14 protein-coding genes are annotated in these 14457 nt (G+C 27.5%); 9 read left to right on the plus strand and 5 right to left on the minus strand.

The window, feature by feature from the left end; translation table 4 throughout:
• The first annotated feature begins 2 nt into the window (after window positions 1-2).
• Window positions 3-422 (plus strand): transcription antitermination protein NusB, encoded by a 420-nt coding sequence (locus tag MAGB_RS00530; RefSeq protein ID WP_004023880.1) that lies wholly within the window; start codon window positions 3-5, stop codon window positions 420-422.
• Window positions 423-521: 99 nt separating this feature from the next.
• Here the strand turns inward: MAGB_RS00530 and MAGB_RS00535 are convergent, their stop codons facing one another.
• A complete protein-coding gene (locus tag MAGB_RS00535; RefSeq protein ID WP_004023881.1) occupies window positions 522-1124 on the minus strand; it encodes an FMN-dependent NADH-azoreductase in 603 nt (200 codons plus the stop codon).
• Between the two features lie 266 nt (window positions 1125-1390).
• On the opposite strand from MAGB_RS00535, the gene MAGB_RS00540 reads away from it, so the two are divergent.
• Genes MAGB_RS00540 through MAGB_RS00560 form a run of 5 tightly spaced genes read left to right on the plus strand, consistent with a single transcriptional unit; the run spans window position 1391 to window position 6895 of the window.
• Window positions 1391-1663, plus strand: a complete 273-nt coding sequence (locus MAGB_RS00540; RefSeq protein WP_004023882.1) for an HPr family phosphocarrier protein — start codon at window positions 1391-1393, stop codon at window positions 1661-1663.
• Between the two features lie 26 nt (window positions 1664-1689).
• Window positions 1690-2625: an ABC transporter permease subunit gene (locus MAGB_RS00545; RefSeq protein WP_004023883.1), complete on the plus strand. Its 936-nt coding sequence runs from the start codon at window positions 1690-1692 to the stop codon at window positions 2623-2625.
• Window positions 2626-3744: an ABC transporter permease subunit gene (locus tag MAGB_RS00550; RefSeq protein ID WP_004023884.1), complete on the plus strand. Its 1119-nt coding sequence runs from the start codon at window positions 2626-2628 to the stop codon at window positions 3742-3744.
• A gap of 3 nt (window positions 3745-3747) precedes the next feature.
• A complete protein-coding gene (locus MAGB_RS00555) occupies window positions 3748-5970 on the plus strand; it encodes an OppA family ABC transporter substrate-binding lipoprotein (RefSeq protein WP_004023885.1) in 2223 nt (740 codons plus the stop codon).
• Between the two features lie 31 nt (window positions 5971-6001).
• Window positions 6002-6895: a nucleotidyltransferase gene (locus MAGB_RS00560; protein ID WP_004023886.1), complete on the plus strand. Its 894-nt coding sequence runs from the start codon at window positions 6002-6004 to the stop codon at window positions 6893-6895.
• A 44-nt stretch (window positions 6896-6939) separates the two neighbouring features.
• Here MAGB_RS00560 and MAGB_RS00565 read toward each other — a convergent pair whose 3' ends face one another.
• Window positions 6940-7608, minus strand: coding sequence for an MAG4740 family lipoprotein (locus MAGB_RS00565; protein ID WP_004023887.1), 669 nt, complete (start codon window positions 7606-7608; stop codon window positions 6940-6942).
• 416 nt (window positions 7609-8024) lie between these two features.
• On the opposite strand from MAGB_RS00565, the gene infC reads away from it, so the two are divergent.
• From infC to rplT, 3 genes are read left to right on the plus strand one after another with little or no spacing between them, the layout of a single operon-like run.
• Complete coding sequence (gene infC, locus MAGB_RS00570) at window positions 8025-8633, plus strand: translation initiation factor IF-3 (RefSeq protein ID WP_004023888.1); 609 nt, start codon at window positions 8025-8027, stop codon at window positions 8631-8633.
• Window positions 8614-8802, plus strand: coding sequence for a 50S ribosomal protein L35 (gene rpmI, locus MAGB_RS00575; protein WP_004023889.1), 189 nt, complete (start codon window positions 8614-8616; stop codon window positions 8800-8802). The genes infC and rpmI overlap by 20 nt, the downstream gene beginning before the upstream one ends.
• A gap of 26 nt (window positions 8803-8828) precedes the next feature.
• Window positions 8829-9179: a 50S ribosomal protein L20 gene (rplT, locus tag MAGB_RS00580; protein WP_004023890.1), complete on the plus strand. Its 351-nt coding sequence runs from the start codon at window positions 8829-8831 to the stop codon at window positions 9177-9179.
• 84 nt (window positions 9180-9263) lie between these two features.
• Here the strand turns inward: rplT and MAGB_RS00585 are convergent, their stop codons facing one another.
• The 3 genes from MAGB_RS00585 to MAGB_RS00595 all read right to left on the minus strand — a co-directional run bounded on the left by MAGB_RS00585 (window position 9264) and on the right by MAGB_RS00595 (window position 14400).
• Window positions 9264-12704: a DEAD/DEAH box helicase gene (locus tag MAGB_RS00585; RefSeq protein WP_004023891.1), complete on the minus strand. Its 3441-nt coding sequence runs from the start codon at window positions 12702-12704 to the stop codon at window positions 9264-9266.
• A gap of 227 nt (window positions 12705-12931) precedes the next feature.
• The gene (locus tag MAGB_RS00590) at window positions 12932-13588 is read right to left on the minus strand and encodes a hypothetical protein (RefSeq protein ID WP_004023892.1); all 657 of its coding nucleotides are present in this window, start codon (window positions 13586-13588) and stop codon (window positions 12932-12934) included.
• Between the two features lie 53 nt (window positions 13589-13641).
• Complete coding sequence (locus MAGB_RS00595; protein ID WP_004023893.1) at window positions 13642-14400, minus strand: phosphotransferase; 759 nt, start codon at window positions 14398-14400, stop codon at window positions 13642-13644.
• Between the last annotated feature and the right edge of the window lie 57 nt (window positions 14401-14457).

Raw genomic sequence — 14457 nt, forward strand, 5'->3', positions numbered from 1 at the left:
AAATGAAATCAAGAAGAGAATACCGCCTTGGCATAATTAATGTTTTATATAAGTATGAACTTCTAGACTCAAAGCTTTCTGCTGGCCAAATATTCTCTGATGAAAGCGATATTGATAATGAGCAGTTTAAGCAGTTAGAATTAATTAGCTTGAACTATGACTACTATCAAAAAACTATTTTAAAATTCTTAAGCCAAAGCACAACATGATCTAAACTTCCGCCATTAATTAGAGCAATTTTACTTAATGCAACTCATGAACTTATGTCAATTAGCCCTAAAATTGTTATAAACGAGGCTGTTGAAATAACAAAATCCTTTTATGAGCAAGAAGCAAACTTTTATAAACTAGTTAATGCACTTTTACAAAACATATACAAATATTTTGTAATTAATGAAGCAATTGAAAACAAAGAAAAATAAAAAATAAAAAGCTATGTCTTTAGTCTTAGCTTTTTATTTTACAAATTACTTTTTCCCCTATAAAACAGACTTAAACGAAATTTCTTGCCTGCTAATTAATTAGTATTTTTCAACTAATTCTTTCATTTGATCTTCTAATTCAGCTAATATTTCGCTAAAACTCATCTTGTTTTTAGGAGCAACCTTTGTGCCATCGATCAATAGTGAATTAATTTTTTTAGCCCCTAGAAACTTAAATGTTCCTTTTAAGTTTCTAACATGATCACCAAATAAATATCATCCTTTTGGCGCTCCTTGAGTAGCAACAATTATAACTTTAAGTTTATCAATTAGCCCTCTTGAAGCTCCTTTTGTTACATACTTATATGTAAATGATTTATCTGCAACACAAATTGAATCAATAAAGTTTTTAAGTGCTCCTGAGTAATTAAAGTTAATCATTGGAGTAGAAAGAATTAAAATATCAGTTTCTTTAAGCTTGTCAATTCAGTAATCAGATTCAGTTTCAGTTCAAAATGTTGGTTTAGATGGAACAGTAAGAGAGTTTGTTGCAAAAGGTGTGTTGTTTAAATCAACTAATGTAAACTCGCTATTAGGATATTTTTTTCTTAATAATTCAGCAACCTTAACATTAGCAGCTGATGATAATGATGGATTGTTTGGTGAAGCCATAATTGAAAGAATTTTTTTTGGTTTTGCCATGTATCAACCTCCAAGTTTTATATATGTCTTATTATATAAGGTTTTCTACATAGATATAACATTCATTTCACAATTGCATTACATTAAGTAAAATACAATGTAAATTTAGCCTAATTACATTGTTTTATAGCCATAGACGTTAAATTGGGTATGTAAATATTTACACTCTATTACTATTTCCATAATGGCTATATAAAAATTATGATGCTTAATTTTGTGTATAATTAATATATTTAACAATAAAAATAAATAGCAGGAGCATTATTATGAAGGAATTAACAGCTACAGTAATTGACCCTATTGGCCTACACGCTAGACCAGCTAGCTATATAACTGCTGAAGCTTCAAAATATAAGTGTGATATCCTTATTACCAATAATAAAAGCAACAGAACAGCCAATTTAAAGTCACTTATGAATGTTTTAACACTTGGTGTTAAGCAAAATGACTCAATTACAATCAAATTTAATGGAGATGACGAAGATGTTGCCTCTACTGGAATTCTTGAAGTTCTAAGAGACCACAAAATTATTAAATAGTCAATCTTCATTGTAGAAAGATTGCAATGAATTTTTACAAATATGCATTTAGAAAAATACTTTTTACCTTCATAGGTATTTTTCTTATAACATTGACATTTTATGTGCTTTTGTCTCAATTCATTACCAATGATAAATTTAATAATGAGCCTTTGAGTAAGCAATTTTTACTTTTCATAGGTTCTATTTTTTCTAATTTTGGGCAAGTTTATAACTCTAGCAGCTTTAATAATGCTTTAGAGTACTTTGGTTACTATTTTAAATACAGTTTGCTTTTTGAATCTATTGCCTTTATTCTAAGTATAGTTTTTGGATATTTACTGGGCATATTACTAGCCTATAAAAACGGTAAGCTAACTGATGCAGTAATTAGTCTTCTGATTTTTATCTTTTCTTCCATTCCAGCTATTGTTTTAGCACCATTGATGATAATTTTGGCTGAATACACAGACTTGCCAGTAAATTTTGTCTCTGCTGATTCAATAAATGCTGGTTATATGCTTTTATCACTGCTTTTGCCTATTTCAATCATATTAATAATAACTGTGTCATTTTTTGCAATAGTAGTCAAAAACGCTATGCTTAATATTCTTAACAAAGACTATATAAAGGTGTTAAAAACCTTAGGTCTAAGTAACAAAAAAGTCTTTTTTATAGGCATATTCAAAAATTTAATCATTGAAACAATTAATAGAATTCTTACTGTTTTAATTTTTATTATTAGCATAGGCATAATTATGGAAAGAATTTTCCAAATACCAGGACAAAGTTTAATTTTAACTTCTACCTTTGCTAATGGTGAAATTAATGTTTTGATGTGCTTGGTATTTTATAAAGCATTTGTAATCTTTACCTTTTCTGCTATTAATGAAATAATTTATGATGTTTTAAAAGTAGAAAATAACTTTAATTTTAGAATAAGGTTTAGTAGACCAATAAAAGTAGCAAAAGGAGACATTTAGATGGATAGCTTTAATAACTTGCTTTCTGCTAATGAATCTAAAAAGTCCTTTTCATTGGCTAAAAATAAAAAACAAGTTGCAAAAGTAAGTAATTACAGAAGCAATTTTCAGTTGTTTTGAAATAGATTCTTTTCTAAAAAAATCAACTATTTTTGACTATCCTTGTTTTTATCCTTTGTTTTACTATTAATATGCATATCATCAATTGCTTTTGTGCTTAATTACTCACCCTATAAACCAGTTTTAGACAGTGAATTAGCAATTAATTTGCCAAATTATTACAGCCCAGTTACTAGCAGAAAATTTTTGACTGATAGCCCTGTTTTACAGATAATTAGGGAAAATAATGATTTACATCGCACAATAATCAAAAACACTCTAAATGTAAATGATTATATCATCCTTGAATATGATCCATATGCATTAATAAAATCTTTATCCGGCAAAAATTATTACTTCCTTTTTGGCACCAATGCCTTTAGAATAGACAGATTCAGCTTTTTTGTTTACTCATTTTTAGCAACAATTTCACTATCCGTTTTAGCTATTATTTTTCAATGCTTAATCGGAACATTTTTAGGATCAATCATCGGCTTTTATTCTAATAAAACCACAAGCAAAATAAGCTACTATGTTTTTAGTTCAATAAATATTTTTCCATTCTTGATAATAAATATTTTATTTTTTAAAGTTGTAGGTTACAGCTATGCTAATGCGCTAGCCATTTTAAGTGTATTTGGATCAATTAGCTTTTTCTACATTGCATACGCAAACACATTAGACTTAAAAAATAAAGAATTTATATTTGCATACCGTTCATTCGGCGCTTCTCCAATGTGAATATTAATGCACATAATTTTTGTTGAGAACATTTGGCTTAATTTAACTCTTTTTTCAGATAACTTATCACTAAATATGCTTGTTTTAGCAGCTCTATCATTTTTTAATATTAAAAATGTTGAAGAGTCATTAAATATTGGCAACGTATTTAAGGATTTAATTGCCGACTTATCAAACATCGGTTACACTTTGTTTGTGATTATAATCACTAGTCTTTTTATAATTATTAACAAAATTTTTGGCATTGTAATGTATAGAAATTCAAGAGTAAGGGAGTAACATATGAGTAAAAAAATATTGTCGCTTTTACCAATTTTTACCCTTCCTGCAATAGCTGTTAGTTGTAACATAAGAAATGATAGAAGTAGATTTGAATATATAAAGTCAATAAATGAACCTAATTACATCAAAAGCGTTATAACTAACAGTAATAAACCAGTAGAAACTGATCACGAATCATTGCTTAGCGCTCCTTTAATTAGATGAAAAACTTCAGGAAAAGCAAAATTTGACAATCTTAACAAAAAGTTTTTCAGTGTAACTAACAAATATTTGGAGTTTGAATTAGCTCAAAAAATAAACATAACACTTTTTGATGGCAAAGTTATTGAATATTCTAAAGATTCAGTTAAGCCATATTCAAAGCTTAGCGATACAGGCATTGTTAATGTAACAACTGATGAAGAAGGAAATATTAACAATCCATTGTTTATTAAGCATCTAAAAAATGCTAAAAAAGTAGATTTTATTCTTAAAGATGGCATACATTTTGTTGACAAAAACGGCAATAAAACAGGCACATTAGTCAAAAATGAACATTTTTGAAACTCTTATAATTACAAAAACAATTTTGGCGAGTTGCAAAATATTACAAATGAATATGAAATTGAACAACTTAAATCTGAATCGCCACTTACATTTGTAAATTCTAATAGTAACAAAAGCAAGATGGATCATTTTGTGACAAAAGTATTGGCTAACAATATGATTTTTATGCCATTATTTTCAACTAAAGCAACCGATAATAATGCCTTATTTGCTAGCCCTTATATACTAAATAGCTTTGGAATAGATAAAGCTGTTTATATAAAAAATAATTTTTATGCTAAGCAATCATTTGTAAATGATGATAAAACTTTAAAAAAAGTTATACTAAAGTTCAATCCTGTTCCAATTGATGAACCAACTTTTAGATTACAAACTTATAATGCCTATAGGCAAAACCTTATTTCAGAAGCTAGTTATAATTTATTTAATGATGCTCAAAAAGAGGATATTGAAAATAATCCTAAAATTTATGGGCTTTCATTTGCCTTTACTAAAAAAAGCAATGAAAATGTCAACAAATACTTCTATAATCAAAACTTAAATAAAGATTTTGAGGCAAATGATGCTTTTGCTAAACTTGTCTTTAATACCTATAAAAAAGACTTAAACAGAAATAGTTTTATAAATCTTTACTCTCCTAGATCACTGACATTTTTGAATATCATTAATAATTTAATGAATCAATATACAGCAACTATGTTGCTTGGAAATAGTGCATATTGAAACTCATTTATGCCTCAGTCGCTATATTTTGACACTGAAGCTAACAGTGGTGATTACTTGTTTAATTTAATTAATGACATAAATAGAATAAGATTCAACTACCATAATGGCAGTGAATTCAAAACAAAAACAATTGAGTTTTCTGACTTTTTAAACAATAATTTAGATCTCAAAAACGATTCATATGATGGAAACAAAATATTAGATGTTAATAAACAACTTAAAACTAACAATTGAAACTTGTTTAAAGATTTGATGAAAAAACTGCTAGATAAATTCTATGATGAAAATAATGCATTGAAAAGTCAGAAAATTGAATGAGTTATACCTGTTTTTAATCAAAAATCGCTGAGAATAGACAACTATTATCAAAAGTTGATTTTGTTTATAAAAGCATTAGATGACAGACTAAATCCATCATATGAATATGTTGGCTTAGAAGAATCAAACTACATTTATTCATATAATTCATATTCATTAGTAAATAATTCTTATGCAGAAAATTTACTTGCTTTACTAGAGCTAGAAAATGCATCAATTTTGACTAATATTGCTGTTTTACAGCACTATTATGATAAAAGGACAGATAAACCTCCTTTTTATGATGAAATATTAAAAATTAAAAAAATTTTAAATGAATTGATAAGTGAAGATTGAATAAATAGCATATTAAGCAGTAATAAAGCACTTAATCTAAAATCACTATTAAATACTTACTCTAAAGACATAAAGACATTTAAATCAGAATTTATTAACAAAATAAATTCCCAATTTAATAAAACTGAACAGTTTGCTCTGCTTAGATCAGTTGATGATCTTTTAATTGTAAGACAAAATGAAACAAATTATCTTTTTATAAATGACTATGAAAAGATAATTGTTCAATACTTTTACACAAAACCACTCAATGATGCTGGTTTTACATATTATCAAGACATTATTGTCTTTAACTAAAATGGCTTATTTATAGCACGAAAGGAAAAAAATGGCTGTTGGCATTGTTGTTGAATATAATCCTTTTCACAATGGCCATATTAGGCAAATTGAATGAATAAAAAGCAAATTCCCAAATGAAAAAATTGTTGTGGTTATGAGCGATAAATTTACCCAAAGAGGGGAGCTATCAGTGGCTTCATTTTCAAAGCGCGCTAGAGTTGCTAAAAAATATGGCGTTAGTAAAGTACTAAAACTAAGTTTTGAAGAAACAGTACAAGCTGCACATGTATTTGCTCATAATGCAGTTATGAAGCTATATAAAAAAGGAAAAATTGATAAGTTAGTTTTTGGCTCAGAGTCAAATAATGTCGAATTAATGATTTCGATTGCCAAAGGACTAAAAGAAAAGGAAAAAGAGTTTTATCAGCTAGTTAAAACATTACAAAAAAAGGAAAAAATTAGCTTCCCAAAAGCTTCTTCAATGGCAATAAGCATATTGTTTAGTCATAATTTTATTATGCCAAATGATATTTTGGCTTTTGAATATATCAAGACAATTGTTAACAATAATTTACCTATTATTCCATACTCAATAGAAAGAAATGTTGGCTTTCATTCTGATGAACCTAATGACATTTATGCATCAGCATCATTATTAAGAAAAATGATTTATGAAAAAAAAGACATATCAAATTTTTCGCCAATGGTGTTTAAAAGAACCCCTAAATCGGTTGCATTCTTATACAAAACATTCCAAAAAAAGGTGTTAAATAACAAAGAGAAAATAAAAGATTGTCCGGTTGTTTCTGAAGGATTAGAAAACTTAATAATAAAAAACATTGAGCAACCTGACTATAATTCTTTTGTTGAAAAATGTACCTCAAAGCGCTATACATCATCCAGAATCAAAAGAATTATTGCTTGAGTATTGCATGAATTATAAAAACCAATAGCTTTGTTTTATAGTGCTATTGGTTTTTAGATTATTTAAGCTTTTATTAATTTTAAAAGTGCTTCTCAGTTTTCGCTTGTTAAAATCTTTTCATATGCTGAGGCTTTATCACCTTCACCTTTAAGACTTGCTTTTAATTCCTTAACAGCGTCGTCTATTTTTTTAATTTGCTTAGTATGTGCTTTTTGTTTGGTTTCATTTTTTGAAATTTCATTGAATTTTTCTTCAAAGATTTTGAATATGTTTTCAAGAATAACTAACTTTGCTTTGCTAAATTCTTTGTCAAAGTCTTTAACTTCTTTTTTGTGCGCCTCTTGAGCCTTTTTTTCTAATTTAGCAAGCTGCTTTTTATCAATATTTTTAGGTTCTTTAATATTTTTTTTCTTAAAGTCATTAAATGCTGTTGAATTTAAAATAAAAACATTTGATATCTGTGATTTAATTTCAAAATCTGTCTTGTCATTTCCAAAAATTCATTTGTTGGTACTATCTTCAAATTTAAGCGCTTGACTAAGTGAGTAAGCATGCTTTTTTTCAACAAAAATATTCTTAATTCCAGCAATAGCCTTATATCTGAATTCTTTATTAAATTTTTCAGCTTCAGGACTTTTAAATTCCTTTAATTTTCCACATTGTGCAGAAGCAAAAACCAATGAAATTGATAAACCACCAGCTATAAATGAATTGATTAATTTTCTATTCATAAAAGCTCCTTTTTTTCCTATGATTAAGTATCATATAACAAATTCTACAATTACTATATTTTATTACAAAATTTATTTGCATGTTAGTTTTAAGCACCTTATTATGCACTAATTTATTTAAGCTGACTATGCAGTTTTGTTATGATAATTTATTGAAGAAAAAATCTATTATTTTGCGATATTAAATTATGATGTTTATGTTAAAATACTATAGCAATATTTAATTGCAGAAGTAGATTAAATTCTCACCTGATGGCCATAGCCTTGGGTTCTAGCTACAATTAAAAATATCAATGATGTTTTTTGTAGATAGAAGTGATGAGAATCACTTTATTTTTATGTTTAATTTTTATCAAAAAAACTAAGGAGTTATTATACAAAATTTCAAGAAAATAAAGAAGCCTGAACAAGAACACATGATTAATGAAAACATACCTTTTCAAAAAGTGTTCTTGATTGGTGCTGATGGCGAAAAAATAGGTGTTAAAAATACCTTTGAAGCCATTGAAATAGCTAAAGACAGCAAAATGGATTTAGTTCTAATTGCTGTTGAGCCAAAGCCAATTGCAAGAATTTTAGACTATGGTAAGTTTAAATATGAGCGTAAAAAGAAGCAAAAGGCTGCTAAGGAAAAACAAACAATAATTCAAAATCGTCAAATTAGATTAACAGCAATGACTGGTGATCATGATTTAAAAACTAAAGCTAGAAAAGCATTTGAGTTCTTATTAGATGGCGACAGAATCAAGGTTAGTTTGAAATTTAGAGGTCGTGAAATAACTAGACCTGAATTAGGCTACACTATAATGAATAAATTTTATGAATTAGTAGAAGCTGTAGCTGAAAAAACAAAAGAACCTGAAATAATTGGCGAGCGTTTTCTTGATATGTATCTCCAACCTAATAAGGTCAAAGTTAATAAATACAAAAGAGAACATAATATAGTTGAAAATAAATCATCTGATTCAAGTTCAAGAGATTCTGATGATGATAAAGGAGCAAAAGATGCCAAAGATGAAGACTAAAAGCGCTCTTAAGAAAAGAATTAAAGTAACAGCAACTGGCAAAGTTATCCGTGAGCAAGCTTATCGTTCACATTTAGCCCAAAATAAAACCACAAAACAAAAACGTCAATCTCGTAAATCTGCGCAAATGCACAGTTCTGACCTAAAGAGATTCAAGGCATTAATTTAATAATTTTTTATTAAGAAGGTAATATTATGAGAGTAAAAGGTGGAACAGTTACAAGAGCTAGAAGAAAGAAATGAATAAAACTAGCTAAAGGTTATTTTGGACACAAGTCAATCGGATATAAAGTTGCTAAACAAGCTGTTGTTAAGTCTTGAACATACGCTTTTAGAGACCGTAAACAAGTTAAAAGAGACTATAGAAAACTATGAATTTCTCGTATAAGTGCTGCTGTTAGATTAGAAGGCTTATCTTATTCAAAATTTATTAATGGTCTTAAGAAATCAAACATTACTATTAACCGTAAAATGTTATCAGAACTAGCTATTAATGAACCTCAAGTGTTTTCACAACTAATTGCTATTGCAAGAGATTCTGAATAATTTAAAAAGTGGATAGATTGCTATCTGCTTTTTTATTTAAGCAACAAAAAAAACAAAAGCAAGCCTTTTTGTTTCTTGCTTTTGTTACTCTTTTTGATCAATAACTGCAGTATCAATTATTGTTTCTCTACTTAAAATTTGCTCTCATTTTTTAACATTTTCCTCAAACGATTCCTCGATTGGTAAATTGTCTGTATTATCTATATCGCCATTTGTAAGTTCTGATGATTCTGAGCTTATATTGCTTGTATTATTGTTTTGGTATTGCAATTCTGTTTCTAATGCATAAGTTTGACTAACATGGTTATTTAGGTTATTAAAACTGTCAAATTGGCCTGTTTTATAGGCTTTATCGTCAGATAATTCATTATCATAACTATCTGTAAATTCATTATTATTAACCACGCTGTTTTCAATATAATGAATTATTTCATCATAAATTTTGTTTTTAGCTACAGCTCAACTTAGACTATTAACTAAATAAATATTATATTTTTTACTCTTTATAAACTTATATAAGTCTTTTTGCAATATGTACTTTTCTATATCACCTTGATACTCATAATTATCAATTATAAAGCACATTATATTTTTATTATTGTGCTTTAAAATATAATCAATTTTTAGTGTACCAATAGCTTCATTGCTTGCAAGTGTCATACTATCATAGTCTTTAATTAAGTCATTAATTGATTCTTCTAGCTCAATTTGAAACTCAGGCTTTTTAGCTTCTGCCTCTGTATTTAGCTCACTTTGGGCAAAATTATCATTAGAGACAAACTCTTGTTTTTCTTTAGAATCTAGCTCTAAAAACTCTAATCATTTTTTAAAAACATAAACATCTTCATTGCCAGTTAGCACGCTGACATCGCTTGAATTAAGGCTTTTAAGCACTATCATTTTGTCTTTAGCTCTAGATATTGCAACATTTAATGCATTTTTGCCGCCAGGACGTCCAACATATGTTGAGTGGAATAAAACACTGCTATCATACGCTATAGAAGCTATGACTAAGCCGGCTTCATCACCTTGAATATTTTCAATATTTCTTAAAAGTAACTTGCCTTCAATTATTGCATTTTCCAAATTTGACTCTTGTCTAAAAATTTTAGTAGTTATATAATCTTGTTGTTTAGCATTAAAACATAATAAAATGATCTTGTCATATTTATCTAAGTTTTCATTAGCAATTTTAATTGCTAAATTAGCTTCAATTTCATTTTTATTATCTTCTCATACACCATTAGCATCAATAACTTCAATTGATTGGTAATTTTTCTTATTTAAATTAGTATCAATTACATCAAGCGAGCTGTTATAAAAGTATTTACTACTAAAAGTCATTAAAGAAGCATAGTTTGACCGGTAGTTTTTATCTAGTAAGATATTGTAAACTCCAACTCCTTTAGCAAAATCAAGCATTGAATCAACTTTACCAAAAATAGTTTCTTCGTCAGTTACTCTAACACCAAATCAGTTGCTTGGTTTCATTTGCTGATCATCGCCTGCTAGAACTTTTATTTCTGATAAATATAATACTGGCAAGCCTTTTTCAATAAAAATTTGGCTAGATTCATCAAGTATTCCATAGTCCAATTCACCTTTATTTCAGGCAGATAAGTCTGCTTCAGGTGTGACAATTATTATTGGGAAAAGCTTTTTGATCATATTCGAAAAGCGCTTCATAAACTTATATGGCTCAATAATAGCAAGTCTTGCAGTGGCAGCAAATTCAGTATATTCAGCTTTTTCGTCATCATTAAATTGCATAATTGAATTAATGATATTTTTAGTTATAAAACGTTTAAGTTCATTTTGATCGCTAGTTTGCTCATTATCATAATTAGGCAAAATGTTTGCAAGACTTTTTATATAATCAAAATCAGATGGTGTTAAATTCTTCTTAAGTCTTACAATTTCATCCAAATTACCTGTAAAATTGTTAAATTCGTCAAATAATTGTCTTGATAATTTACTAATTAGTCAATAATTTTTCTTGTATATTTTAAAACTTAAGTTATTCTCCTTAAGCATAAATTTTCTTAGCTCTCAGGCACTTGAAAATTTAAATTTCATTGGATATTTGATAGTTTCAGGCAAATTAATAATTTTCTCTCATAGCTCATTAGTAAGACTCGAGCCCGCTTTATTAATTGGGTTAATTAAACTAAGTGCATGATTAAATCTTTTATCATTAGAGATCATTTGGATGTTATTAACAAAATTTATTTCATCATTTGTAATGATTCTTAAAGGTTTTAGATTATCAACTTCTTCATAATTTTCTAAATAATCTAGATATTCTTTGATTGGCTCGTAAAATGATTTTTTGTTCATGTTTTTTGAATTAAGCATAAACAAGCAAAAGATTTTTAGTGTACCCATTCTGTTTCTAATAACTTCCAAAGCAGCCTTTTTTTGTGAACAAACTATTGCAGTTTTAGAATATACCAAAACATTAGTTAGTATGTTAACTATTGTCTGACTTTTACCAGTTCCTGGAGGTCCTCAAATAATTGTATTTTGATTAAGTGCACTTGCAATAGCTCTATCTTGCGAATAATTAGTAGCTGCTATTTTAAAAATGCTTGTTTTAGGATTAAACAAAATGTTGTTTATCCTTTTCTTATAGATGTTTTTGTTAAATTCAACTTGCAAAATTTTGTTAAGCTCATTGTTATTGATTATTTCAAGCATTCTGTTTCTAATATAGCCACCAGAAGGCTGAAAAAGGCCTAGAACTACGCCACCTGCAAATTGTAGTGATTCATTAATAATTTCTTCAGCACTTAGAGAAATAAATGATGAATTTAAATTCACTTTAAGCTCATAAATTTGCCCTCAGAGCTCATGTAAATTTTTTATTAATTCTTTTATGCTTCAGTCACCATAATTGTCAGTTACTTCTAGGTCAAAACCGGCATTGTTAAGTAAAAATAAAAGCTTTTCATTAGGCTTAATATCTCCATTAGAAATTAAAAATGGTCTAGCATTTCTAATTTCTAAGTACACTTCTTTAAAAAACAAAGGGGCATAAACGCTTTTGCCATCAATAGAAACTTGCACAAACAAAAATCCTAGGTGCATAGGTCAAATATTTGTCTCAGCATTTATTTCATTAGCTTTATTTAAAAATAGTTTTCATTTTAGAGACTGACGTTGGAAATTAGCTCTAATTTCATTGATTATTTTGTTTTTTGTAAAATGAAAATCTTTTTTTAGTTGGTTAAGTCTTTGTGTACTTAATTCATAGTTATTTTCTTCTAATATTGCTATAGTCTCGTCATAATCATCGCTTTTTTCTAAAAGCTGGCATACTCTGATTAAATTAACTTCCAAAATAGGAATATCAAAATTTTTATTTGAGTAAATTAAATCAAAAGCTTCCGGACCAAAAAGGGAATAAAAATCGAAACAATACTTATTATTTACCTTGGTAAAAATGGCTTGATCAGATGGATTAACATCTAAAAGATTGTTCAAAATGCTTTGGTATTGTTTAGTTTTATTATTTTTATTTTCCATAGCTTGTCCTTAATAATTTGTTAATAGTAATATTATATATTTCTAAAAAAGCAATTATTCAATTTTGCTAATATTAATTGAATTTTTAAAAGATTATTTGACTGCTGAATTAATGAGTTAATGGTATGTAAAATTTACTAAAATGCCTGTTTTATAGGAAAATAAAAACAAAACCTTGGTTTTGTTTCATTATTTTAGGCTGCTTTTAACTTGCTATAAATTTAAAACTATTGCATTTCTAAAGTTTGTGCTCTAATGTTGCTATTAACTCTTCTAACAGTAGCTAATTCAATGCAAACTAGAATTAGTTGTGCAATAATAATGCCAGATAATATTCAAATTAATCATTTGTTTACGAAAATAACTAAGTTACTATTTGCTGCTGATTTTATTACATTTTTAATCATGAAAGGTTCAAAGTACAATAATGCATATAATGCTGTTGCACCTGCAAATAATAGTAGTGAGAATAAAGAGTATAGAATAAACGATTTTCCTTTAAATAAATTAAAAATTCCATAGGCAATAAGCACATGTAATAATCAAATTATTGACAAAATCAAGAAAAGCTGAGAACCAACAAATGACAATATTATCAAAAGAATGTCAGGAATACTAAGATTTGCTCATTTAGAAGCTAAAACTTGGAAGTATGCTTTATAAAAATGAACAAAAAATCCACCTGTTCCATCCTCTGCTGTTGCAAAATTCATCTTAATGTTTGTTGCTGTTAGTTTAATATATCTAACAATTCATACAGTTGATTCAGAAGAATTTGGCGTGAGAAAAACATTAGCCATTAATGGAGAGGCTGCCATTAGTAAAAATATAGTAAGTACTATAAATCCTTTTACTCTAAATCTAACTTCTTTTTTCTTGCTCATATTACCTCAATTATACTAGTAATGTGTTTTTGTCCGTAAATTAATTTAAAAAATTAAAATCCTCTAAGTTGGCTTAATTCTTTGTCATATTTATAAAGTCTTTCTTCATAAACTTTGGTTGAAAAAGGTACTGTTTCTTGTGCATAAGCTCATAAAATAACTAAATAATTCACAAGCATTTTATGTCTTAGCAAAAATAATTCATCATACTCGCCATATGAGTTTAAAAATAATTTTTCTTGCTCTTTGCTTAAGTTAGCACTTTCGATAAAGTAAGCTAATTCAAAATTTGAATCGCCCATAGTTGCATACTCTCAGTCACAAATAAACATTTTTTCCGTTTGATCCTGTAAAACAAGGTTAAAAGTTCATAAATCATTATGGCACGGAACATTTTTGTTCATATTACTTAAGGTTTTATTGATGTTACGATAAAAATCATTTAAAGCTTTAATATTTACATTTTTTTCTTTTAAAACCTTACGGTAATGCTTAACTCTAGCAGCATGATTTGATGGTGGAAAATTAAGTTTTGAATTATGAATAGTGTGCAAAATTTTAGCAATTTTGACTATATTTTCATCAGTTAATTCAGGTTCAGTACCCTTAATAAATTCTCACTCAATTTTTTCCTTATTATCACTTAATAATTTAGGCACAAAGTCAAAATTAGCTAATATTTTATAATCAATTTTGTGATTAAAACCTGTATATACTTTCTCTTGTACAAAAATTCCATTAAGCAAATATGAGATATTAGTATGCCCTTTAGTAATAAATTGTTTTTCTTTAAAGCTTTCTTGATAATCCATAATTTATAACTATACTATATAATTAATTTATTTAAAAATATTTTATTTTTCTAAATT

Origin of the sequence: Mycoplasmopsis agalactiae 14628 (genome assembly GCF_000266865.1) — a bacterium.
Taxonomy (GTDB): Bacteria; Bacillota_I; Bacilli_A; order Mycoplasmatales; family Metamycoplasmataceae; genus Mycoplasmopsis; species Mycoplasmopsis agalactiae_A.